This is a genomic window from Leptospira barantonii (genome assembly GCF_002811925.1).
GTDB classification, from domain to species: Bacteria; Spirochaetota; Leptospiria; order Leptospirales; family Leptospiraceae; genus Leptospira; species Leptospira barantonii.
Map to the genome: position 1 here is coordinate 559,633 of NZ_NPDS01000002.1, position 23,553 is coordinate 583,185.

23 protein-coding genes are annotated in these 23,553 nt (G+C 44.7%); 11 read left to right on the forward strand and 12 right to left on the reverse strand.

Features of this window, described 5'->3' with window-relative positions:
* Positions 1 to 3: 3 nt before the first annotated feature.
* From CH367_RS07375 to CH367_RS07405, 7 genes are all read left to right on the forward strand, one after another.
* Positions 4 to 2,424 (forward strand): HD family phosphohydrolase, encoded by a 2,421-nt coding sequence (locus CH367_RS07375; RefSeq protein WP_100761831.1) that lies wholly within the window; start codon positions 4 to 6, stop codon positions 2,422 to 2,424.
* Positions 2,425 to 2,504: 80 nt separating this feature from the next.
* Entirely contained in the window at positions 2,505 to 2,918 is a 414-nt protein-coding gene (gene ybeY, locus CH367_RS07380) for an rRNA maturation RNase YbeY (RefSeq protein WP_100761832.1), read from the forward strand.
* Positions 2,891 to 3,673, forward strand: coding sequence for a DNA repair protein RecO (gene recO / locus CH367_RS07385; protein WP_100761833.1), 783 nt, complete (start codon positions 2,891 to 2,893; stop codon positions 3,671 to 3,673). Before ybeY ends, recO begins: the two co-directional genes overlap by 28 nt.
* A complete protein-coding gene (locus tag CH367_RS07390) occupies positions 3,657 to 3,902 on the forward strand; it encodes a hypothetical protein (RefSeq protein WP_100761834.1) in 246 nt (81 codons plus the stop codon). Before recO ends, CH367_RS07390 begins: the two co-directional genes overlap by 17 nt.
* The gene (gene argS, locus CH367_RS07395) at positions 3,889 to 5,649 is read left to right on the forward strand and encodes an arginine--tRNA ligase (RefSeq protein WP_100761835.1); all 1,761 of its coding nucleotides are present in this window, start codon (positions 3,889 to 3,891) and stop codon (positions 5,647 to 5,649) included. The genes CH367_RS07390 and argS overlap by 14 nt, the downstream gene beginning before the upstream one ends.
* Complete coding sequence (locus tag CH367_RS07400) at positions 5,649 to 6,908, forward strand: nicotinamide-nucleotide amidohydrolase family protein (protein ID WP_100761836.1); 1,260 nt, start codon at positions 5,649 to 5,651, stop codon at positions 6,906 to 6,908. The genes argS and CH367_RS07400 overlap by 1 nt, the downstream gene beginning before the upstream one ends.
* Entirely contained in the window at positions 6,905 to 7,984 is a 1,080-nt protein-coding gene (locus CH367_RS07405) for a WD40 repeat domain-containing protein (protein ID WP_100761837.1), read from the forward strand. The genes CH367_RS07400 and CH367_RS07405 overlap by 4 nt, the downstream gene beginning before the upstream one ends.
* Positions 7,985 to 7,988: 4 nt before the next feature.
* Here the strand turns inward: CH367_RS07405 and CH367_RS07410 are convergent, their stop codons facing one another.
* From CH367_RS07410 to lepB, 11 genes are all read right to left on the reverse strand, one after another.
* Positions 7,989 to 8,981 (reverse strand): response regulator transcription factor, encoded by a 993-nt coding sequence (locus CH367_RS07410; protein WP_100761838.1) that lies wholly within the window; start codon positions 8,979 to 8,981, stop codon positions 7,989 to 7,991.
* Positions 8,981 to 10,114 carry an LIC_12097 family sensor histidine kinase gene (locus CH367_RS07415; RefSeq protein WP_100761839.1) on the reverse strand — a complete coding sequence of 378 codons (1,134 nt, stop codon included), beginning with the start codon at positions 10,112 to 10,114 and terminating at the stop codon, positions 8,981 to 8,983. Before CH367_RS07415 ends, CH367_RS07410 begins: the two co-directional genes overlap by 1 nt.
* Positions 10,115 to 10,120: 6 nt before the next feature.
* Entirely contained in the window at positions 10,121 to 10,825 is a 705-nt protein-coding gene (gene lenA, locus CH367_RS07420; RefSeq protein ID WP_100761840.1) for an endostatin-like outer membrane lipoprotein LenA, read from the reverse strand.
* A 64-nt stretch (positions 10,826 to 10,889) separates the two neighbouring features.
* A complete protein-coding gene (gene secG, locus CH367_RS07425; RefSeq protein WP_100761841.1) occupies positions 10,890 to 11,237 on the reverse strand; it encodes a preprotein translocase subunit SecG in 348 nt (115 codons plus the stop codon).
* Positions 11,238 to 11,345: 108 nt separating this feature from the next.
* Positions 11,346 to 12,098, reverse strand: coding sequence for a triose-phosphate isomerase (gene tpiA, locus CH367_RS07430; protein ID WP_100761842.1), 753 nt, complete (start codon positions 12,096 to 12,098; stop codon positions 11,346 to 11,348).
* 163 nt (positions 12,099 to 12,261) lie between these two features.
* Positions 12,262 to 13,239 (reverse strand): hypothetical protein, encoded by a 978-nt coding sequence (locus CH367_RS07435; protein WP_125226100.1) that lies wholly within the window; start codon positions 13,237 to 13,239, stop codon positions 12,262 to 12,264.
* A gap of 433 nt (positions 13,240 to 13,672) precedes the next feature.
* Entirely contained in the window at positions 13,673 to 14,863 is a 1,191-nt protein-coding gene (locus CH367_RS07440) for a phosphoglycerate kinase (RefSeq protein WP_100761844.1), read from the reverse strand.
* Positions 14,864 to 14,866: 3 nt separating this feature from the next.
* Positions 14,867 to 15,874 carry a type I glyceraldehyde-3-phosphate dehydrogenase gene (gap, locus tag CH367_RS07445; protein ID WP_100762085.1) on the reverse strand — a complete coding sequence of 336 codons (1,008 nt, stop codon included), beginning with the start codon at positions 15,872 to 15,874 and terminating at the stop codon, positions 14,867 to 14,869.
* Positions 15,875 to 16,016: 142 nt separating this feature from the next.
* Positions 16,017 to 16,427, reverse strand: coding sequence for a response regulator (locus tag CH367_RS07450; protein ID WP_100761845.1), 411 nt, complete (start codon positions 16,425 to 16,427; stop codon positions 16,017 to 16,019).
* On the reverse strand, positions 16,424 to 17,848 hold the full coding sequence (locus tag CH367_RS07455) for a sensor histidine kinase (RefSeq protein ID WP_244284517.1): 1,425 nt from the start codon (positions 17,846 to 17,848) through the stop codon (positions 16,424 to 16,426). Before CH367_RS07455 ends, CH367_RS07450 begins: the two co-directional genes overlap by 4 nt.
* A gap of 251 nt (positions 17,849 to 18,099) precedes the next feature.
* On the reverse strand, positions 18,100 to 18,660 hold the full coding sequence (lepB, locus tag CH367_RS07460; RefSeq protein WP_100761847.1) for a signal peptidase I: 561 nt from the start codon (positions 18,658 to 18,660) through the stop codon (positions 18,100 to 18,102).
* A gap of 112 nt (positions 18,661 to 18,772) precedes the next feature.
* Here lepB and CH367_RS07465 point away from each other — a divergent pair, with 112 nt between their 5' ends.
* From CH367_RS07465 to cysK, 3 genes are all read left to right on the forward strand, one after another.
* Positions 18,773 to 19,315 (forward strand): gamma carbonic anhydrase family protein, encoded by a 543-nt coding sequence (locus CH367_RS07465; protein WP_100761848.1) that lies wholly within the window; start codon positions 18,773 to 18,775, stop codon positions 19,313 to 19,315.
* A 74-nt stretch (positions 19,316 to 19,389) separates the two neighbouring features.
* The gene (locus tag CH367_RS07470) at positions 19,390 to 20,463 is read left to right on the forward strand and encodes a hypothetical protein (protein WP_100761849.1); all 1,074 of its coding nucleotides are present in this window, start codon (positions 19,390 to 19,392) and stop codon (positions 20,461 to 20,463) included.
* Positions 20,464 to 20,626: 163 nt separating this feature from the next.
* Positions 20,627 to 21,556 carry a cysteine synthase A gene (gene cysK, locus CH367_RS07475; RefSeq protein ID WP_100761850.1) on the forward strand — a complete coding sequence of 310 codons (930 nt, stop codon included), beginning with the start codon at positions 20,627 to 20,629 and terminating at the stop codon, positions 21,554 to 21,556.
* A 237-nt stretch (positions 21,557 to 21,793) separates the two neighbouring features.
* Here cysK and CH367_RS07480 read toward each other — a convergent pair whose 3' ends face one another.
* On the reverse strand, positions 21,794 to 22,336 hold the full coding sequence (locus CH367_RS07480; RefSeq protein ID WP_100761851.1) for a DUF1564 domain-containing protein: 543 nt from the start codon (positions 22,334 to 22,336) through the stop codon (positions 21,794 to 21,796).
* A 365-nt stretch (positions 22,337 to 22,701) separates the two neighbouring features.
* On the opposite strand from CH367_RS07480, the gene CH367_RS07485 reads away from it, so the two are divergent.
* A complete protein-coding gene (locus CH367_RS07485) occupies positions 22,702 to 23,550 on the forward strand; it encodes an oxygenase MpaB family protein (protein WP_100761852.1) in 849 nt (282 codons plus the stop codon).
* Positions 23,551 to 23,553: the final 3 nt, after the last annotated feature.

Genomic DNA, 23,553 nt, shown 5'->3' on the forward strand with positions numbered 1-23,553 from the left:
CGTATGCCCAGTCCGGGAGAACAAGTCGAATCCGCTATGGCATGGATTACGGACACGCTGACCCGGGTCCGTCCGATTTTGTTCGTCCGAAGATTCCAAGTTCTTCTTGTAGTCATCACTCTGTTGATGGTGACTTGGATGCTCGCCATTCCTTTTTTCGGTCAGGATAAAATGGATCTTTCACCGGACGGGTTGTATTCGGAAGGAAAGACCGCTCCCGAAAAGATCGTTTCCGCAAAAGAAATCGTCTACGAAGACGAGGACAAAACCAAGGCCAAAAAACTCGCCGCTTATCAATCCGCTCCTTTCGTTTTTGATCGAGACTACGCCGCATTACAGGATCAAATCAACAAAGCCATTCAAGAGGATATGGAGAATTTTCGTTCCTTTAAGCCTAGCGCCGAAGGTCGAGCTTATCCCGAACTTCTAAATGTCGTACCTCGTTGGAAAAACAGATCCAAGGAAGAGATCGAACTTCTATACAAAACGCCGGGCAAGGGAAAACTCAAGGATATCGTTCAACAATATTCTAATTTAGTATTTTCTTCTTTTTGCATATTGCGGGACGTCCCTCCGGATTTCACCGCGGTAAAAACCTCGGGTGCAAGAGTTCGAAATCAGGGAATCAAGGAACAGACTTCGAATCTCGAAGGCGGTTATATCATTCCGAGATCGCATCTGTATCGAGATCCGGATACTGTGAGTATTCTCAATCGGATGGCTCAGGAAAAACTTTCCAGAATGGATCCGGCAGTGCTTCCTATCGTTCAGAAAATTTCACTGAGTTATATCTATTCCAATCCTTCCTGTTCTTACAACACCGAAGAAACCTTAGCCGCAAAACAGTTCGCCGCCGATCGCGCCGAACCGCTCAATTCCAGGGTTCTCGCCGGCGAAGTGATCGTTAAGTCGGGAGAAATTATAACCCCGGAAATATTCAAAAAACTGCAAATAGTCAACACGTATGCGACTCGGGCGAACATCGCTTCGATCGTTTCGATTCTTCTGATTCAAACGGTTTTTGTCGTTATCATCTATATCTTTTTGAAAAAATACAATCCGAAACGATTGAACGATGTTTCAAGTAACGTGATCGTATTCTCTTTGATCTGGTTTTTGGTTTTAAGTTGTACGATCGCCTCGAGAATCTTCTTCAACTTCGAAACCAAATACGACACGATCTTTTACTTCGCGTTGTTCGTTCCCGTGGGTATGGTCTGTCTTATCATTAGCTTTATCTACGACGAACAACTTTCGATCGCGATCGGATTCTATCTTTCCTTCTTCGTGTTTATGGCTTCGCATTACAATCCGACTTCGTTTATGCTCGGGTTCGTTTCCTGTATCGTTTCCGCGAGTTACGGAAGGAATCTCAAAAAACGGATCGACTTCATCAAGGCGGGGCTTTATATCGCGGGCGTTCAGATCATCATCGCTTCGAGCGGTTATCTTTTCGATTCGAGAAACTACTGGGTTGCGATTCCAAGCGGTTCTTGGATCAAGGATTTGATCGAGTCGAACATATTCAAATTGTATGTTCTTTGTTTGATCAACGGATTCGCTTGTTCGACCGCGGCGCAGTTCTTACTTCCGATCTACGAATATCTTTTCAACGTTCCAACCCGTTTTAAACTGATGGAACTCGCCGATACGGGACACCCTTTGTTGCAGGATCTTTTGACAAAGGCCCCTTCGACGTATACACATACGTTTTTGGTTGCGGCGCTTTCCGAACGCGCCTGTCAAAATCTCGGTCTGGATTGGCTTTTGACTCGGGTCGGAGTTTACTTTCACGATATCGGTAAAATTCCAAACGCCGGTTTTTTTGTGGAGAATCAACACTTGATTCCCAAAAAGGAAAACATCGATAAGAACAATCCGGCTCTTGCGGCGAAGATCGTCATCGATCACGTGTTAGACGGAATCGAGATGGCGAAGAAGGCGAGACTTCCGAGAGAGGTGATCGATTTCATTCCGGAACACCACGGAACTTCCACGATGGCTTTTTTCTATCACAAGGCCTTATCCGAACTTTCTCCCACACAAAAGAAGAAACTAAAAAAACAGGACTTCCAATATCCGGGACCGAAGCCGCAGAGAAAAGAAACCGCGATCGTGATGATCGCAGATTCTCTGGAAGCGGCTTCCCGTTCTTTGGAAGAGATCACAACGGAGACTTTGGACAATCTCATTACGAAGATCATCGGAATCAAACTCGCGGAAAATCAATTGGATGAATGCGGGCTGACACTCGGTGATTTGGAAATCGTAAAAGCCTCCTTTAAGGAAGTTTTGTTGTCCAGTTTACATTCCAGACCGAAGTATCCGAGTATGGAAGCCACAAAAGCATTAGAAAAAAAGAATGCGATGGGTTCGCCGAACGGTCATAAGAATCAGAAATCCGCAACGGGGAAAGGAAACTGATCGCCGATACCGTTTCCATTTCGAACGACTATGGAATTATTTCCTGGTGGAACGAAACGGAAGTCGTCGAAAACTGCAAAATTCTTTTCCGTCGTGAACTATCCGATTCTCCCTGCGATCTAAGTCTGCTTTTGATAAGCGACATCGATATGAAAGAGATCAATCTTCTGAGACGAAACAAGGATAAGACCACGGACGTTCTTTCCTTTCCACTCGAGTTCGATTCCGCTCCTCTTGTCGCCGTTTTGAACGAAAGAATCAAAAAAAATTCCAAATCCTTACCTCCGATTGCGTTAGGCGAAATTGTTATCTCGGTGGACACGCTCAAAAAACAAGCCGTTGAAATCGGACATTCCGAAAAGGACGAGTTTTATCGTTTGTTGGTTCACGGATTTTTACATCTTCTCGGATACGATCACGAACGAGGGGAAGAGGAAGAAAGAATCATGAAGTTAAAGGAAGACGAATGTCTGGAAGCGCTTCAGGATCTCTAAAAAAAGCCAAGGGAATCGTTTTGGAATCGAGGACGATCCAAGACGGGGACGCGATCATACGACTTCTTCCCGAAGAAGGTCAGGTGGAGAATTTTCGGATTCGAGGAATTCGAAAAAGCAAAACAAGACCCATCGCCTCAGTCGAACCCGGATCTCTTTCCAGCGTGGATTATTACAACTCCAAGAACAAAGAGACGCATAACGTGAAGGAGATTTCGCTTCTGAATCGATACGATAAAGCGAAGTCCGGTTACTTCGGAATGGTTCTCGTTTCTTATCTCGTCGAACTTGCGTCCTCCTTTACGCCGGACGGAGCGGAACATCCCGGAGAATTCCGTCTTTTATCCGGTGCGCTTGAAGAGCTTGAGGAGAACGGCCCCGGCGCCTTGATTCTTCCCTTTTTTAAACTGCGTCTTCTCGTATCGGGAGGATTTTTATCCAAGGAACTTCTTTGTCATTCCTGCGGAACCGAACTCAAGGAGATGACGAGCGTAATGCTTCAAGCTTCGCCGTTCGAACTCGTATGCGGAAATTGTCTTCATACCGATCAGAACGATCTCGGACTCGTTCAATGGATTCAGACATTTTTAATGCTTCGATTTCGGGATTTGAAGGAAAGAAAAATATCCGTTGAAACTCTTCTGGACTTGGACAGAATTTGCAATCGAATGCTCGAACCCATTCTTAGAAAAAAATTGAAATCGTCCGTCACTCTCTATGAAGCCCTGGGGGAAAATCTTGGAAAACTTTCTTAAATCGATTCTATTTCTATTCTATTTTTGCATTCTTCTTTTTCTCGTAATCCTGGACATTCGCTGGGATCAAAAAACTCCCGTATCGATCCCGGTGCACGCGGAAAGAGAGGAAAGGGGAAAACGATCAGTACTTGTTTCCATGATGGATCTGAAAAAAATGGTATTTCAGGAATTGGAAAAAAGCTGGGAGAACTCCCGGAAGAAAAACGTATTCTATGAAAGAAAATGAAACTCTAAAACAAATCGTATTAAAAGCGCTCGAAGAGGGGGTTCGGGAACTTTCCGCTTCCATCCCCGATGTCGATCCGAGCGCGTTCAAAATCAAAATAGAATATTCGCGAGATGAAAAATTCGGGGATTATTCCACTTCATTCGCATTAGAAAACTCTAAAATTCTTAAGAAGAATCCGGTTCAAGTCTCCGGCGATCTCGTCGAGATTCTCAAAAAAAGAAACGATCTTTTTGAAACGGTGGACTTTACTCCTCCCGGTTTCGTGAACTTCCGAATCACACCTTTGTTTCTTCTCAAATTCATCGAATCCTCGATTCTTTCCGGAAATTATTTTCCAAAAGCGAACGATCCGCTTAAAATCAATCTTGAATTCGTTTCCGCAAATCCTACGGGACCGCTGAACATCGTTTCGGCGAGAGCCGCGGCGAACGGGGATGCGATGGCCTCTCTTTTGAAGGCGATCGGTCATAAGGTCGATAAGGAATTTTACATCAACGATTACGGGAATCAGGTATTTTTACTCGGGGTTTCCACCTTGGTCCGAATCCGCGAAATCAAGGGAGAATCTTCGTCCCTTCAGGAAGCGGACGATTCCACTCCGATCGAAACGATCTTGGAGAAAAATATTCTACCCGCAGAAGGATATCGCGGAGAATACATTAAGGATATTGCAAGCGCTCTCTTAAAGGATTCCGAAAAATCACCGAAGATCGAATCCCTTCTAAAGGAAAAGAAATACAGAGAACTCGCGGAACTTTGTTCCGGTTGGACCGTGGAAAACAATCTGATCTGGCAAAGAAAGGATCTGGATGCGTTCGGTGTTGAGTTCGACAATTATTTCAGCGAATGCACGTTACACGATTCGAACAAGGTTTTGGCGGTGATGAAGGACCTCGAGAAGTCGGGTCAGATCTTCGAAGAAGACGGAAAGAAAGTATTTCGTTCCACCGAATACGGAGACGATAAGGACCGTGTGGTCGTAAGGGACGACGGAAGACCTACGTATCTTCTCGCCGATATCGCGTATCATAAGAATAAAATCGAAAGGGGATACGATCGTATCTTCGATATCTGGGGACCGGATCACCACGGATATATCGCGAGACTTGCGGGCGCCGTTCAATCCATCGGATACAAAAAGGAAAACTTCAAGGTCATCATCGCACAACAAGTGAATCTTCTCGAATCGGGACAAAAGGTGAAGATGAGCAAACGCGCCGGTTCCTTTCAGACGATGAGCGATCTGATAGGATTTTTGGGAAAACACGGACGGGACGTGGGTCGTTATTTCTTCGTTATGCGGTCGTTGGACGCTCCTCTGGATTTCGATCTGGATCTCGCAAAAGACGAATCCGATAAGAATCCGGTTTTTTATCTGCAATACGCGCACGCAAGAATCTGTTCGATCTTTCGCGAGGTCGGAAACGAAACTTCCAAGGACGCCGCGACTACATTAGAAATGTCTGATGAACGAAAACGTCTTCTTTTCTGGATCGCAAGATTTCCGGAGGAGATTTTCGACGCGGCCAACGCGATGGAACCGCATCGTGTAACGAATTATCTCCAGAGTTTCGCAAAAACGTTTACCGGATTTTATCTCGGAAAAAACAATCGATTGAAGGATGCCACACCCGAAGTTCGTTTGGGTCTCGCGAGAATCTGTCTCGCGGCTAAGAACGTTCTTTCGGAAGGACTTTCGCTCATCGGAGTTTCCGCTCCCGAAAGAATGGAAAAGGAAGCCTAATGTCGACCGCACCGAAAATTATCGTTCTGTCCACCGGATCGGAACTGACTTCCGGAAGAAGTCAGGACACGAATTCATCCTGGATCGCAAACGAACTTTTCGGGTTGGGATTTTCCGTTTCTAAGTTCGTGGTTTTACCGGACGACCCGATTGTTCTTCAAGAGGAAATATCGAAACTCGCAAACGAATCGACGAAGGAACAACCGATTCTTCTTGTGATGACGGGCGGGCTCGGTCCTACGGAAGACGATTATACGTTGGAAGTCGCGTGTAAACTCAAAGGTGTTTCCGCCGTCGAGAGCACGGTCGCCAAACAACGATTAGAGGCTTTTTACAGACTGCGCGGAAGAAACTTTCAGGAAGCGATGCAAACCGCGATCCGTCAGGTTTCGGTTCCGGAAGGTTCTATCATTCTGGGCAACAACGTCGGGATCGCACCCGGTTTTGTCATCACGTTAGGCGAAAACGCGAACCTATGTTGTATGCCCGGAGTTCCGGGAGAAATGACGGAGATGTTCCGCGACGAACTTTCGCCTTGGATCTCCAAAACTTTTTCCGCGACGGAACTACATTCCGGATTTCGTTTTGTTTGGTGGATGAGCGAATCCCTGTTTCAGAAAGAATTTATTTCAAAGGAAGAATCGGTCACGAGCGGAAAAGTAGTATGGGGTGTGGCCGCAAAACGCGGATACATTCGAGTGAGTTTTCAATCCTCCGATCGTTCCTTGGTGGATTCTCTTTTGCAAAAGATCGATCAAGTCTACGGAGCCAAATCGACCCCGGACGTATTCGAAGAACTTCCGAAAATTCTAATCGATAAAAAACTCACCGTCGGAACGGCCGAAAGTTGTACGGGCGGATTGATCGCAAAAACGTTGACCGATAGAGCGGGATCCTCCTCTTATTTTTACGGAAGTGTGATTTCTTACGATAACAGCGTCAAGGCCTGTTTGCTCGGAGTCAAACAAGGCACGTTAGACGAGTTTGGCGCGGTCAGTAAGGAAACCGCAAAGGAAATGGCGGAGGGTGCGCTTTCCGTTTTGAAAACGGATCTAATAGTAAGTGTTACCGGAATCGCCGGACCGGGCGGAGGCACACCGCAAAAGAAAGTAGGTCTGGTTTATTTCGGGGTCGCTCGCAAAAACGGGGAAACGGAAATTCACGAACACTACTTTCCGTTTCCAAGGGCATCGTTTCGAGAATACGCGGCGTTCACGGGAATTTATCTTTTATACAATCTTCTTAAGGACAAAAAATGAAACTCTTAACCGTGGCCGGATTCGGCGTTTTGTTTACGATATTATTCTTTTATACATTAGGAAATCCTTATAAAACCGCGAGTGGGATCCAAAAGGTCTGGGCGTTTTCAAAACCGGCACACGCGGGGATGGCGGACGATTCGAGGTTCGCATGGAACCCGGACGAGAATTTAAACGGATACAAATTCGAAAATTCGTATTATACGATCCAAAGTTCCGCGGGAATTCCCCTCGAAGATACGAGAAGAATCGAATATCCGTTCAACACAAAGGGTTATCTCGAATACAAAAAGATAGGCGCCGAGGTGAATTTTTATTCTCCCTCGAACGAGATCCTTTGGACGAAAGAGTTTCGAAGTTATCCTAGAATTTCTCCTTCGGGCAACGTGGTTCTTTTGATCGCGGGGGATCACAATCAGGTGATTCTTTCAGATATCAACGGAAACGGAACGGGGGCCGGAAAACTCGACGGACGTTTTTTGACCGACTATGCGTTTGCGAGCGATTCCAAAATCACGGGAGTCCTTTTTTCTGGAGGAGAATTGTTTGTCCTCGATCCCAAAGGTGCAATCCAAATCAAAAAGGATCTTGGTTCGGAAAAGAATCCGGTTTTTGCGAAGAGCGTTTCCGTTTCTCCGGACGGTTCCAAAACCGCGGTCCACCTTTTGAACGGAAACAAGGATAAAATTCTCGTCTTGGGTGCGAAGGGAGAAGAGGTTACGTCCTACGATCTCGATACGATTTATCCTCATAAACTTTATTTGGCGGTTTCCAATACGGGAGAGGTTTTGATCTCCGCGCCGGATAAGTTGATCTTTTACGATTCATCCGGGAAAACGTCCTTGAACGTTAAGCGAAATTCCGGGAACGGGGTTTATCAAACCGCTTTTCACAACGGGGATTGGTTTGCGGCCGAAGCGAATCAGGAAATTTTATTCATAGACGATTCGGGTAAAATTCTCAAAAAAGAAAGAATCAAAGGTTCCGATTTACCGGCTCGATTCTTTCCTTCGGGCAAAAAGGGTTCCGTCGTTTTGGAAACGGGTAAGGAACTATTCTTATACCGCAATCTTTGATTTTTTAAACTTCGTAGATCGAAAGGGACTTATAACTTTTGTTTCCCTGTTTGTCGAGCAGGGCGATGATCTCGGTTCTTTTTTCCTTTTCGATGTTGAAGATCAACTGGTCCGAAATTTCTCTGCAGATATAAAGACCTCTACCGTGAGAATCCGCAAGCCCCGGAGGAAAACCGGTGGTTTCATCCACGGTGATATGACGATCCAAACGTTTTAGAATTTCCTTTTTATCCAATGAACCGAAATGATCCCGGATCACGATGATAAACGTGTTCTCCGCGATTCCGTAACCGATTTCGAAAAAATCGGATTCGGCAAGTTGAATATTCTCCAGAGGAATGACTAAGTCTCGGGACGGAAGTTCGTATTGATATTTGTAATTTCCTTTTGAATCGCGCGGAGCGCGGATCATCGCGTTGGAAGTAAGTTCCTCTAGGATCTGATTGATCGCGTTAGGCGCTCCTTTTTCGACGAGAAACTTGGCGATTCGATTGCAGAGAAAGTTTCTCTGTTCGTCCGAATAAATTCTTTTGTAGACGATGCTGTCCGGTTGGGGAACCGAAAAGTCCTTATCTTCAGCGCCCGATTCCTGGATCGTAAATTCAGGTCCGAAATATTTTTCAACGCCGAAGATATCTTTCGTCAATAACTTGTGAACCATCACCGAAATCAAGGTGATGTCCAAAAAGGAATACTTGGGAATGATATTCCAGATCCCGTGTTTATACGCGAAGTTGATGTAGTCGTTGATGTTATACGCGGTCATCAGAGTGTAAAGGACCTGAGGGAATTCGTGTTGGATCGTTTTGATCAGATCCAATCCCGTTTTGCCCGGCATCCGAATATCCGTGATGACGAGATGAATCTCCTCGCTCTTTAAAACTCGAATGGCCTCGTCGTAGTTTTCCGCGTCGAAGATATTGTACTTGCCTGTGAGTAAATCTTTGATCGCTTCCCGAATCGAATGTATGTCTTCAACGATTAGAATATTGTACATTAGGAAGAATACCCGTGGTTTTGTGTAAAGGGTAGGGAAACTCTGAATCTTGTTTTTCTTTCGAAGGATTTAACCGACAATTCTCCGCTGTGCTCACGAACGATGGAGTGACAGATGGAAAGACCGAGCCCGGTTCCGATTCCGGTTTTATTCTTCGTAAAGAAAGGGGAGAATATCTTATCGATCAGATTGTCCGGAATTCCTCCGGCGTTGTCTTCCACGATGATATGCACCATGTTTCTTGTTTTACGAACTTCCACGCGGATCTTTCCTTCTCCATAGTCGAAGGCTTGCAAAGAATTCTTAAATAGATTGATAAAAAGACGTTCCATCTTTACCGGATTGAACTGAAATGTAGTTCCCGGTTCGCAGAGAATTTCCCAGGTGATGTTTTTGGAAAGAACGGGATAAACCCAAATCACGTTTTCTTTCGCCTTTTGGATCGTTTCGTAGATGTCCGCGGCGGTTGTTACAAGGCGGTCCGGTTTTGCAAAACTGATGATGTCCGAAACGATCATCGCCGCGCGCGTTAGATCCTCTTTCATCATATCCAAACGTTTGCGGAAAAATTCCGGATCTATGGAAGTGAGATTGTTCAAAAGACTTTGAAGGGTTAAGCTCATTCCGGTAAGAGGGTTGTTGAGTTCGTGAGCCACTCCGGAAATAAAAATCCCCAGAGAAGCAAGGTTGCGAATTCGAAGATTCTCCTCTTCCTTTTCTTTGATCCGAGTGATATTACTTACCTTTTCCAAAACGGAACCGATGATCCCGTCCTTCTCGATCGGATAAAAATCCAGGTAAAGCGTTTCCTTTTGACCCTTCACGGAATGAAAGATCTCCCGGTTCACATCGGAGCGGGGATATTCGAAGTATTGATTGAAATTTTCTTCTCCGTTCTGCATGTCCTTCATCGGACAATACGGACATACGTCTCCACGGTTGTAGAGAACCTCGTAACATTTCTTCCCTATAATGGAGGAAAAGGACGGTTGACCGGAAAATTCGAGCGTGGATCGATTTACTCTCCGGATACGAAAACCCGGATCGATCAATACTAACGGCTCGGTAATCCCATCCAAGATGGATTGTAGTTCACCGGCTCTTTCTAAGAGATTTTCCTGCAACGAGGACATGAAGATTCAATATTGTAGAGAATCTTTAAAAGTTTGCAGTAACTTTTTTTTATTTTTTGCGGATTCCTGGCTCTGCATTTCCTGAAGTCTCATGAGCTGAATCAGAAAATCCTCCAGAAGTTTTAAGTAAAATTCTTGCTTAAAGTTGGATCTCTCTCGGTTGATTCCTTCGTCTGGGAGAAGCTGAATCGGATAACGAACTTCCTTTCCGTTGCGATCGGCTTGCAGAAGAATGTCGTCCACGTTCTGATCGAGAGGGGTTTCGTCCGTCAATCGGATCAGAGTAGTATCGGAACCGTCGGAATTCTCAGCTTTTACCTCGGTGATTACCTTGGAAAGAGTGGTTCCCGTAAACTCGAGCGTTATCGATTTGCTCTCGGCCTTTTCGATTCCGTTCTTTCCTTCCTGGATGGAATGTTTCACCACTTTGATTCCCTTTCGATTCGGATAAGTCCCGAGGAATGTAACGTACGTTCCGTTGGGAACCGAATCCATCTTTTCCAACTTCAAAAGTTCACGAGCGATTCCGAGATCTTCATACACTCTGAGAATTCTTCGGTTTAAAATGGACGCGGTGTCGGACGCTTTATTCTTATGAGCGTCGTCTTCCTTATTCTGTGCGGAAAGAGAAGTATGTAAAAATACGAATATTAGAAGAGTAAAAAGAATCGAGAGGGTTCGTCGGGAAGTTGCGCGCGTCGTCGGTTTCATCTTCGAGGAAGAATTTTCTTTTGTCGAAAATTCTTCCCTAAATCGAGTGAGTTCCGAGCGCCGATTAAGGATTGGTTGTCGGAGCAGGGGTTGCTGGAGCGGGAGTCGTAGTAGGTGTTGTAGTTTCACTTTTAGTCTCCTCGGGAGCCGGGCTTAATACGGGAGTCGTTTCCGGCATCAGCTTATCTTCTTTTTTTGCGAACAAAAAGGAAAGAATCAAAGAAAGAATGATGAATAGAATCGCCGTTACTCGAGTGGCCTTGGTCAGAACGTCCGCAGTGGAAGAACCGAAAACGGATTGGCTGGAGCCTCCTCCTAAAAGTCCTCCGCCCTTGCCGGTCTGAATCATAACGAGCAGTACCAGAAAGAGAGAAACAAAAACAAAAAGGGTTAGAATGACTCCGTTTAACATATCAGTTCCTGAAAAAAAATTGAATCCTTTGCCAGATTATGAAGTCTTCAAGGGGTGACAATTAAAATACTCTTCCCAGGGACGTTCGGATCGGGGTTTCAGCCGGTTTTAGAAAAGTCCCGCGTAGGAATCGATCTTCTGGCTCGCGCCTCCGACAAGTCCTCCGTCAATGTCCTTTTCCTTTAAGAGATCCTTAATATTGTCCGGTTTGACCGAACCTCCGTAAAGAATCGAAAGAGATTCCGCGACTGTGGAAGCTCCCACAAAAAGTCCCGCGACTTCCTTGCGGATAAACGCGTGCACTTCTTGAGCCTGCGCGGGGGTTGCAACCTTTCCGGTTCCGATCGCCCAGACGGGTTCGTATGCAAGAATCAAATTGGAGAATGAATTGCTTTCGATTCCTTTGAGACCTTCTCGGATTTGAGAACCGATGACCTCGAAGGTTCTGCCGGATTCTCTTTCGGCGAGAGTTTCTCCCACACAATACAGCGCGGTGAATCCGTTCTTCAAAAGAAAACGAACCTTCTCATTGCAGAAGGAACTGGATTCTCCCAAGAACTGTCTTCTTTCGGAGTGCCCGATCATCACGACCTTAACGCCGATCTCTTTCAGTTGGTCCGGGGAGGTTTCTCCGGTGAAAGCGGCAAGTCCTGAATGATAACAATTCTGCGCGCCCACGATCACTCCGGTTCCTTCTAAAAGTTTAGCTACGCTCGCCAAATGAAGAGTGGAAGGAAACACCATAGAAATTCTTTCTTTGGCTACGGATGGGATTTTGTCTTTGATCGATTGCGCCAGGGAAACGGCTTCCTTTTCGGAGAGATTCATTTTCCAATTTCCGGCGATCACTGTCTTGCGCATACTTCCTCGTTTATGGATAATTTCTGGTAAAGTTGGGAAGAGTTTGTACGAAAGCGCATTGGCTTCAAGGACTTTTTACGGGAAGGTTTGAGGCTACGTCGAAGAGAAACGTTATTTTTGAAACACTGAGGCTCCGGCTCCGTTGCTCCGTCGGAGGGGGACGCTATTTCTGAAAGGAAGTGAACTGAGTAAAAATCTTTTGTGAAATTGAAGTATCCATAAAGATCGCACTGTCGATTTGATATTTTCCGGATTGAGCTTGGTTCGGAATATGGGGGAAGGTGACGTTGGTTTCCAAAAACCAAAATTCTTTGCTCTGCGCTTTTGCGGAAATCGCGGTGGTTTCCAAACATTCCATCGCGAAAATTCCGTAATAGTTTCCGCCTTCGTCGAAGTAATACAGATCGGAATAAAAATAAGCGAAATCGTTTTGAGCGGCGACGCTTTGGATTTCCTCCGTGAATTTTTGAACCGCCTTTACGTTGCAACGGTTTTTGTTATCGACCACGGCACAGTTTTCGGTCAACGAAGAAGACGCGCTTTTTGTTCCGGAAAAATTCGCACGGAATTTCCATTGGACCGAAGGGATTTCACTACCGTCGCTCGCACGTTTAAAACCGGATGCGTTTGCGGAATACGGAAAGAGCAGACTGAATTCTCCCGGATCCTGCGATTCGAATTTTGCGGTTCTCGCGTTTGGAAACGAAACGGTTCCCGGAATCGAATTTCCTTGTTTCAAAATTTCTAATGTTCCGTTCGGATTTACGTCTTGTGAGAATCGAACTTCCAAAACCAATTTGGTGGTGGGGAGAATTTTCTGAACACGAATGTTTCCCGTTCCAAAGTTGTCTCCGATATAAGTGCAGGCTCCGTTGAACGATTTGGTTCCCAGGTCCGTCCAATCCAAGGAGAATGTCGCCGCATTTGTGGGAGAAACGGAAACGATCCCGTTTGGAAGAACGACGTCCGGAATTTCCGGGATTGGCGGTTGCGAAGAAGACGCTCCTTTTCTTCCGAAAAAATTCGATGCAACTCCGATCAATCCCAATGCGGTTTCGTCGTTTGATTCCGATTTTTGCGGATTGCAATCGGATATAAAAATCAAAAGTATAAGAATGAAAATGAACGTTGAATTTTTCATAAGAGATATCCTCTTCAAGCGTCGAACTCCGAAACGATCGGTCGCAAATCGATTTGAAAGGAACGACCGAAGTTCGATCCGCTTGAATCCAAGAACGATTTCGGAAATAAAATCTTTCAATTGAATTTCGGATTCTCGCCTAATTTACGTTCACTTGTGGGATGCGTAGATTTGAGTTTGTGGGCGGTGATGATGCGATTTGCACTTCGGAAATCTGATTTCGATATGAATTTAGAATATTCAATAATTCTAATTTATAAAACCGAATTGTATTTCTAAAAATAAAATTTGAAAAAGAGGGATTGGGTAGCTATTGCGCGTCCGCTGGGACGGCACACTTAAAAAGAAAAAACCGAACCCATCCTTTCGGATCGGATTCGGTTTTTATTCCGAAGCTGGGAGCTATAACAGCTTTTTAGAATGTTATTCTTTTTTAATCTTCGGCTTTTTTGAGAAGCGCTTCCACACCCGGAAGTTTTCTTCCTTCCATAAACTCGAGAGAAGCTCCTCCACCTGTGGAGATATGAGTGATCTTATCCGCAACGCCCGCCTTGTTGATCGCCGCGATGGAATCTCCCCCGCCAACGACCGTTTTAGCCTTGGACTTAGCGATCGCCTTTGCGATTGCCATCGTTCCGCCTGCGAATTTATCCATTTCAAAAACGCCCATCGGTCCGTTCCAAAGAATCGTTCCCGCGTTTTTGATGATCTTCTCGTAATTGGAAACGGTTTTGGAACCGATGTCCATTCCCATCCAACCTTCTAAGATTCCCATCTTGTCCACGGACTTTGTCTTCGCTTTTTCGCTAAACTGATCCGCGATGATATGATCCACCGGAAGTTGAAGATCGACCCCTGCAACACCCGCCTTTTCAATCAACTGGAAGGCCTGTACTTCGAATTCTTTTTCCACGAGAGAATTTCCGACCGGAATCGCTCTGGACTTCAGAAACGTATAAGCCATTCCTCCTCCGATCAAAAGATGATTCACCTTGTCGAAGAGATTGTTGAGAACCTTGATCTTAGAAGAAACCTTAGATCCGCCGATGATCGCAACAAACGGACGAGCCGGTTTTGAAAGAAGCGCGGAAAGTTCCACGATCTCTTTGTGCATCAAAAGTCCCGCGTAAGCAGGGAGAAGATGTGCGATTCCTTCCGTGGAAGAGTGCGCTCTGTGAGCGGCGCCGAATGCGTCGTTTACATAAACGTCCGCAAGAGCCGCGAGTTTTTTGGAAAAACCGGCTTCGTTCTCTTCCTCTTCCTTATGAAAACGAACGTTTTCGATCACGAGGATCTCTCCGTTTTTGAGTTCTTTGGAAAGTTTAACCGCTTCGTCGCCGATCACGGTTTTGGAAAAAAGAACGTTTGCCTGAACGAGTCCCTTGAAAACTTCCACGACCGGAGCCATGGAGAATTCAGGATTCACTTGTCCTTTCGGTCTTCCCAGGTGACTCGCGATGATCACTCTCGCCCCTTTTTTGAGAAGGAGCTCGATGGTCGGAAGAGTCTTTTCGATTCTGGTTTTGTCGGTGACCTTTCCGTTCTCAATCGGAACGTTAAAGTCCACTCTCAGGAAAACACGTTTTCCGGAAAGGTCGACGTTTTCGAGTCTAGGTAAATCCATGAATTAACCTTTCTTCGCCATGTAGCGAACGAGATCGAGAACTCGATTCGAGTAACCCATCTCGTTGTCATACCAGGAAACGAGTTTGAAGAATCTGGAATTGAGTTCGATACAAGCATCCATATCGAAGATGGAAGATAGAGTAGAACTTACGAAGTCGTTGGAAACTACCATGTCTTCGGTATAACCGAGAATTCCTTTCATGGAACCTTCGGAAGCTTCTTTCATCTTTGCGGAAATTTCTTTGAGAGAAGTTTCTTTCGTGGTTCTTACGGTTAAGTCCACAACCGAAACGTCGGGAGTCGGAACTCTAAAAGACATACCGGTCAATTTTCCGTTTACTTCCGGAATACAAAGTCCGACCGCTTTTGCCGCTCCGGTCGCCGCAGGAATGATGTTCTGCATAGCTCCTCTTCCTCCGCGGAAATCCTTTTTAGAAGGTCCGTCAACGGTAGGTTGAGTCGCGGTAGTCGCGTGAATTGTGGTCATCAGACCTTCTTCGATTCCGAAGTTGTCAAGGACCACTTTTGTGATCGGTGCGAGGCAGTTTGTAGTGCAAGACGCGTTTGATACGATGTGATCGGTTGCGGAGTTGTATTTCTCGTTGTTGACTCCCATTACGAAAGTAGGGATGTCCTTATCTTTTGCAGGAGCGGAGATCACCACTTTTTTCGCTCCGGCCTTGATGTGTTTTTCCGCACCGACTCTGTCCGTAAAAAGTCCTGTGGATTCGATTACGTAGTCCACTTTCAGATCTTTCCATGGAAGTTTTTCAGGGTCTCTTTCGGAAACGCAAAGGATTTTTTTTCCGTCTACGATGAGTTCTTTATCGGTATGTTCTACGGTTCCTTGGAATCTTCCGTGTGTGGAGTCGTATTTGAGGAGGTAGGCCAGGTTATCAGGAGTAACTAAATCATTGATTGCGACAAATTCCAGATTGGGGTCTTTGATTCCTGCACGGAAAACGAGTCTTCCGATTCTTCCAAATCCGTTGATGGCTATTCTGGTCATTTTCTTCCCTTTGTTGTTAAGATTTATCAAGATCTCCCGTTTGGAACGAACGCTCCAGAGGAGAATTTTTTAAGATTTGATTACAGTATTTTCACGGAACATTCTCTTGAAAATCCGTTTTTTGGGGAGAATTCGAACCGAATTAGGAAAAATGCCTTTGAAGGATTTCGTCGAGCATCGCGTTTGTGAGCGGTTTTGTTTTGAAATCCGACGGAGAACCGAAACCGCCGAACTTACTTTTGTCGTCCGGATTTTCGGAAGTGGTCAACATAACGACGATCATCTGGGCTTGAAGTTCCCGATCGAGCTGTTTGTATTCTTCCAAAAATTCCCAGCCGTTCATTCCGGGCATGTTGATGTCTAAAAAAATCAGATCGGGATGAGGACTCGGATTGTCCGCCTTGTTTTTTAAATAATCCAAGGCTTCTTGAGCGGATTGTTTGGCGATTACGGTTTCCGCGTAATTCCCTTTTCGAATCACTCTTTCATGAAAGAAGTTATCGTCCTTGTTGTCGTCTATGAGAAGGATACATTTTAATCTTGGATTTGTCATAAGTTGATCGTATTCGGAATATTGAAATAGAACGTACTTCCATTTTGCGGAGAAGATTCCACCCAGATCCGACCCCCGTGTAATTCTACGATTTTTTTGCAATGAGCCAAGCCGATTCCGTGGCCTTCGTATTCTTCCTTGATATGAAGTCTTTGAAAGATAAAAAAGATTCTATCCAGATGTTTGGAATCGATTCCGATTCCGTTGTCGTGAACCGAAAAGATCCAGAAGTTTTCTTCTCGTTTGCAACGAATTTCGATTTCCGGTTGAACTCCCGTCTTTGAAAACTTGATCGCGTTTGAAATCAAATTCTGAAACAGCTGTCTGAGTTCGATTTCATACACGTTGAGATTCGGAAGGTTGTCCGATTTGATCTTCGCGCCCGATTGAACGATCGCATTCTCCAGATCTGAAAAAACTTCCGAAAGAATTTGGTTTAAATCGGTGAAGTTTAGTTTTTGATCTCTTCCGATTCTCGCATACATAAGAAGAGCCTTAACAAGAACGCTCATTCTTTTGGTGGCTTGATCGATCGTTTTGAGATGTCTGGTCGCGTCTTCGTTGAAATCCTTTCCGTGATCCTCTTCCAAAATTTGAACGTAGTTTGACACGGTTCGAAGCGGTTCTTGTAAATCGTGGGAAGCTAAGAATGCGAACTGTTCCAGTTCCTTGTTTTTTACTTCGAGTTCGTTTTTGCGGATGAGAATTCCTTCCTGATTTTTTCTTTCCGTGATGTCTATGATCGACGCGAGAACCATCGGACCTTCGTCCGTGTCGATCGGATTCAAACCGATTTCGACTTGAACCTCGCTTCCGTTTTTTCTGCGCGCGAACAATTCTCTTCCGGCGCCCATCGATCGTACGGAAGGATTTTGGAAGAATTCGTTTCTTCGATCCGGATGATCGTGGCGGAAACGTTCCGGCAAAAGAATTTCCAATTTGACTCCGATCAATTCTTCCCTTTCGTATCCGAAAAGTTTTTCGGTTTGTTCGTTTACGAGTGAGATCGTTCCTTCCCAATTTACGAGAACCATCGCGTTCGGAGCGGATTCGACCACGAGTCTGAATCTTTGTTCCGCTTTTTTACGTTCGGTGATGTCGATGATCGAAGCGAGGACTAACGTTCCGTCAGCGGTTACGACCGGATTCAATCCGATTTCAACGGGGAATTCGATTCCGTTTTTTTTTAAACCGTAAAGATCTCTTCCCGCTCCCATCGGACGAACTTTCGGAGAATCAAAAAAAGAATTTCGAAATGTGGGATGATTTTTGCGATAACGAAAAGGAAGAAGTTCTTCCACGAGTTGTCCGATCAATTCGGTTCGATCGTATCCGAAAAGTTTTTCGGCTTCTTTGTTGATATAAACAATTTTTCCGTCCCGATTGAGCAATACGATCGCGTTCGGAACGGATTCCACCATCAATTGAAATGTAAGTTCGGAATGTTTCATCGTTACGGGAATCGGATCAAGGTATCACGCGGAAAAGGTCGTGTCAAATCGTAAAATCGAACATTTGAATATTCGAATTTTCTACAATAGATGTGCGCACGCCGAAGCGTCGCGAAAACGAACAGCACGGAAAAATACGAGTCTAAAAACGGAATGGAAAAAAATTATAAACTAAAACGGCTCGGTTAAAAGTTCGTTCGAGTTCGGAAGGCGTCGAAGAATCAGAGGGCTTTTCCGAGAATATTCTCGATCGGAATCGGACCGAAATCTCTGGAATCGGAACAGGAATCGCGGTTATCGCAAAGAAGAAAGTAATCCCTGTCTTTTAAAATCAAAGGTTCCGAGTTGTCTCTTCCCGAAAAACTCGCGGGAAATGGGCCACGTTTGTCTTCGAACTGAAGTTGAAATCCTTGGCCTGAACCGGAAACGTCTTCCGGGTTGTTGTTGCGAAAAAGAATTTTATTCTTCATTTGAACGGTGTCACCGGGTTTGCCGGAGATTCTTGAAAAAACGACCTTCCCGTGTTGAGTCGGATGTTTCACCAAAACCAAATCGCCTAAGTAGAGATTGGATCGGTCGACAAAACGGGAGAAATAAATTCTTTTTCCGGAGGAATAGGCCGGTGACATCTCGTTCGTTTCCAACGTAAACGGAAAAATCAAAAAGAATCGTATAAGAAAAGCGAAGAACGCTCCGATCAAAAGTCCGATTCCGATCTGTTTGAGAAGGGACTTGATCCTTTCTCTTTTTTCTTTTTCCTGGTTGGACGAACTTCTGCTCATGCGTGCATTCTTTTCTCCGCAAGTATTGGGTCAAAAGAAAATCTTTTTTTTAGACTTGTTTTGAAGACTCCGAAAGAAAGATCTGGAAGAAGATAGAAAGAGGGAAGGACCGATGAAATCAAATTACCAAATTCTCGAATACATGGGAAAAAAACCGCAGATCCACGAATCCGTTTTTTTGGCTCCGGGTTCGCAGGTCGTCGGAGACGTAGTGATCGGGAAAAATTCTTCCATCTGGTTTCAAACCTTGGTTCGAGGAGACGTGAACTACATTCGGATTGGGGAGAATGTAAACATTCAGGATCTTACGGTCATTCACGTCGCGCGTGACGTATATCCGGTCGAGATCGGGAATAACGTGTCGATCGGTCACCGCGCGACGATTCACGGATGTAAGCTCAAGGACAACTCCTTTGTGGGAATGTGCGCGACTTTGATGGACGACGTGGAAGTCGGGGAGTTCGCGTTTATCGGCGCTGGCGCTCTTGTGACTCCCGGAAAAAAAATTCCTCCCGGAGTTCTTGTGATGGGTTCGCCCGGAAAAATCGTGCGGGATATCACCGATAAGGAACGGGAAATCATCACTCGTACCACCGGAAATTATATCAAATACAAAGAGAACTACTTGCAGGATCCGTTTTATTCCAGAAGTTGAATGAATGGAAGAATGGTAGACGGAACCCTTGTTTTGAACATTAAAGATCTTTCCTATACACAAAGGAATTGAATATGAGTAAAGAATCATCGCTTCCGGGCGTATACATTCGGGGAACCGGCGTAATCGGCTGGCCCTTGGCTTCTTTGTTGTTATTGCTTCGAGGAAAACTCGAAACGTTTCAGGTTTACATAGAACCGTATCGGTTGAAAAAATCGGAGATTCCCGCGATTCTTTCCCTTGTGGAAAAAGGGGGACTCGTAGTGGATACGGGGGACAACGGAGTCCGGGATTTTTTTCCGGAGTTTGTTTCAAAGAAGGAAGCGCTCGAAAATTCCGTTGTTCTTTGCGATTGTTCTCCGCCCGGAGTCGCCGATTCGAGAATCGAAGAATATAAAACTTCTGAATATTCTAAAATACGAATGTTTATCGCTCAAGGAAGCGAGCACAAATTCGGTCCTCAGTTTATGTATCCGGATGCTCGCGATTTTCTGGAGAATGATCTTCCTAAGTTTTTGCACGTTTCCACTTGTAACACGCATACTCTCGCCGGATCTCTTCGTATTCTTACCGAGGAATCACCGAAAGATTTGGAATCGATCTTGGAGGAAGCCGACTTTCTCGTGATTCGAAGGGACGCGGACATGGCAAAGGACGATCCGCACGTGACCGGTCCCTTGCTTGTTAAACCCGAAGCGGAATGGGGGACACATCACAGCCGATTGTTAAACGAATTGTATTCTCAGATAAAGGTTCGGTTGCCCGTTACTTCTTCGTCGGTTACGATCAATTCTCCTTATATGCATTTGGTTCGATTTCGTTTTCGTTTGAAGAAGGCGATCAAAAAGGAAACGGTTCTGAAAAGAATTCAAAACGATCCGTATCTTTCCACGACCGATTTGATTTCGACGAACTCGATCTTCTCATCGGGAAGGGATCGAGGTCTTTACGGAAGAATCTTTTCACACGCGGTGATTCCTCTCGGTTCTTTGGAAATTTTCGAAAAGGAAATTCGAGGTTATGCGGCGACGCCCGGTGATTCAAACGTTCAGGTTTCAACGATCTACGCGGTCTTTCGCGCACTCGGCCTTGAGTTCGGGCCGGTTGCAGAATCCTTTCTACAGAGTGTCGTTTTGCAGGAAATTTAGGAAATTTTTAGAGAATTCTAAACCGCCCAAAAGTGCGTCCTGCTGTAAAAAGAATCCGTTGGAAAGGATTTTTTTTCTTGAATCCATTTGTTATATTGAAATAAATGTCTAATATAACAACATCTAAACTCAAAGAACCCTTGTAATAGGTAGGAAAACAGAAATGAAAGCTAAGAGTATTTTAGAAACGATCGGGAACACTCCCCATGTAAAAATCAATCGCTTGTACAACACAAAGAGCGAGGTCTACGTAAAATTAGAAAGATCGAACCCAGGTGGATCCATTAAGGATCGTATCGCTCTTTCTATGATCGAAGACGCGGAGAAATCCGGAAAACTGACGAAAGACAGCATTATCGTAGAACCAACTTCCGGTAATACCGGAATCGGTCTTGCGCTCGTCGCGGCCGTTAAGGGATACAAACTTCTCTTAGTAATGCCTGAGTCTATGAGTATTGAAAGAAGAAGAATCATGGCGGCTTACGGAGCGGAATTCGAACTCACTCCGAGAGAAAAGGGAATGCCGGGTGCGATTGAAAAGGCAAAACAAATCGTAGCGGAAAATCCAAAAGCATGGATGCCACAACAGTTCGAAAACGAAGCAAACATTAAAGTTCACGTTGAAACCACTGCGCAAGAAATTGCAAAAGATTTTCCGGACGGACTCGATTACGTAATCACTGGAGTAGGAACTGGAGGACATATCACCGGTGTTGCTCAAGTTTTGAAGAAGAAGTTTCCAAATTTGAAAGTATTTGCAGTTGAGCCTGAGGCTTCTCCAGTGATCTCCGGCGGAAAGCCTGGACCACACCCGATCCAAGGGATTGGAGCAGGTTTTATTCCTAAGAACCTTCACACGGATCTTTTGGACGGAACAATTCAAGTGAGCAAAGACGAAGCGTTTGAATATGCGCAAAGAGCGGCTAAAGAAGAAGGTCTTTTTATCGGGGTTTCTTCCGGCGCGTCTCTCGCGGCTGTTGCGAAAAAGTTATCTGAGATTCCGGAAGGATCGAAAGTATTAACTTTTTCTTATGATACTGGAGAAAGATATCTTTCTATCGAAGGACTTTTCCCGGTTCCTGCAAACGCATAAGAGAATTTTTTTTTGATCTAAATTTTCTCCACTGGAACCCTGGAGCGGTTAAGCCGCTCCAGGGTTTTTTATTAGATTTGTGATTTTGAATTTAACCTTTCTTTTCCTTTCATAACGTTGAGTCGAAAGCTCGTTCTGACTCAAAACATGGATCGATTGGAATCGCCTTTTTGAAACGATCTTGTTTGTGGTATTCGTTCGTGAGTTTTTAAGAAAAGTTTCGTTTGATCGTTGGTCTCAATGGTCGGGAAACCAATCTCTGTAATCTAAAGTGAGAAATAACGAATCGGGTTCGCATCGAAGTCTTCGGACCACCTTGTTATTTAAAAGATCGAGGTCGAGGATATAGCCGTACTTACTGTGAAAGGTGGGAACTCCCGCATTCAAAGTGTCCACTATAGAGTTTCCGACCCCTAGATCCTCCAACCATAAAAGATAATTAAAAAGATAACAACGAGAAACCCCGTGCGCTTGGGCCAAGGCGCCAAAAAGAGTCCAGCTACCGGTACTCAAACGAACATTCACCCGTCTCATTTTTGTTTGGCCGGAACTCGGCTGATACAAAGTCTTTCCCGCTTTAGTGCCCAAACGTTCCAATGCTGAAAGATATTTACCGTATGTTCTCAACATTTCGGGAATTTTCTTCGGAAGCCTGCGCACTTCTTTTTCACTAAACCGAATCCATGTTTTTTCCGGAATCAACAAGGTCACGGTTTCGAGACAATTTTCTTGCAACCGAGAAGAAATCACACGATCGGAATTTAACAATAAGAATCCCATATCTTAAACGGTTCTCGAAAGTTTTCGAACAAATCGGTTTTCGAAACCGAAAGAGTTAAAAAATTCTTAAAATAGAATTTAATTTCTCACATTCACAAGAGACAAAGGCATGCTAAAACAAACAAAAAACAAACAAAACCGAATCCACGAAGAACGCAAAACAAACGAATCGGAAAATGACTTGGACAAAGAAAGGCAACACGGAACAAAACCGACAAAACCATAAATAAACAAATGTTCACAAAAGTGCAACCATACAAGAAATGATAAAATCAAACAAGCCCCAACTATTCAAAAGTTTGATGTCCTATTAATAAAATCGAATAGTCCTTGCCTCAAAATTTCGAATCTGAAAATTTCGGTCTATGTGGAACAAAAATGCGATCTTAAATCGAATACAAAAATTAAACCCCGAGAAGGACTATCACCAGATTTCCTTTTTATCCGGGAGCTACGACTTTCCCAGAGACATTGAAATTTCATTAGCATTAGCATTCTTTAAAACGTTTGCGATCCCTTCCATCGCCAAAATTTTAGATAAAACCAAACAGTTCGAAAATTACGGACAAAAACGATATGATGATACCGCGATCCTTCTTGCGGAATTTTTAGAAAACGGAACCGATTCGCCCAACGGAAAAGAAGCGATCCGAAGACTCAATCAGATCCATAAAGATTACGAAATCGCAAATTCCGATTTCCTATATACTCTCAGCACCTTCGTCTACGAACCGGTTCGATGGAATCTTCGTTTCGGATGGAGAAGGGGAAGCCAAAAGGAAAAACTCGCGAACTACTACATGTGGAGAAACGTTGGAAAGCTCATGAACATCAAGGATCTTCCGAACGACTACGATTCTTTCGAAACTTGGAATCGTAAGTTCGAGGTCGAGAATTTCAAACGAACACCCGAAAGCGAACGACTGGGACAAGCGACTCTTCATATTCTTGCAGGAAGAATTCCGAACATACCCGGTGCGCGCACTCTCATCTATCACGCGCTCTTCAGTTTGATGGAAGCTCCTCTCAGAGACGCGATGGGATTTCCGAATCCGAACCGAACGATTGAAATTCTCACCTTAATCGTTTTTAAAACACGAGCGCTCATCTTGAAAACGATTTGGCCGGCACGAACCAAACCTTATCTCGTGACAAAACGGAAAAACCCAACCTACAAAAGCGGATATTTGATTGAAAACCTGGGCCCGAACTAAACC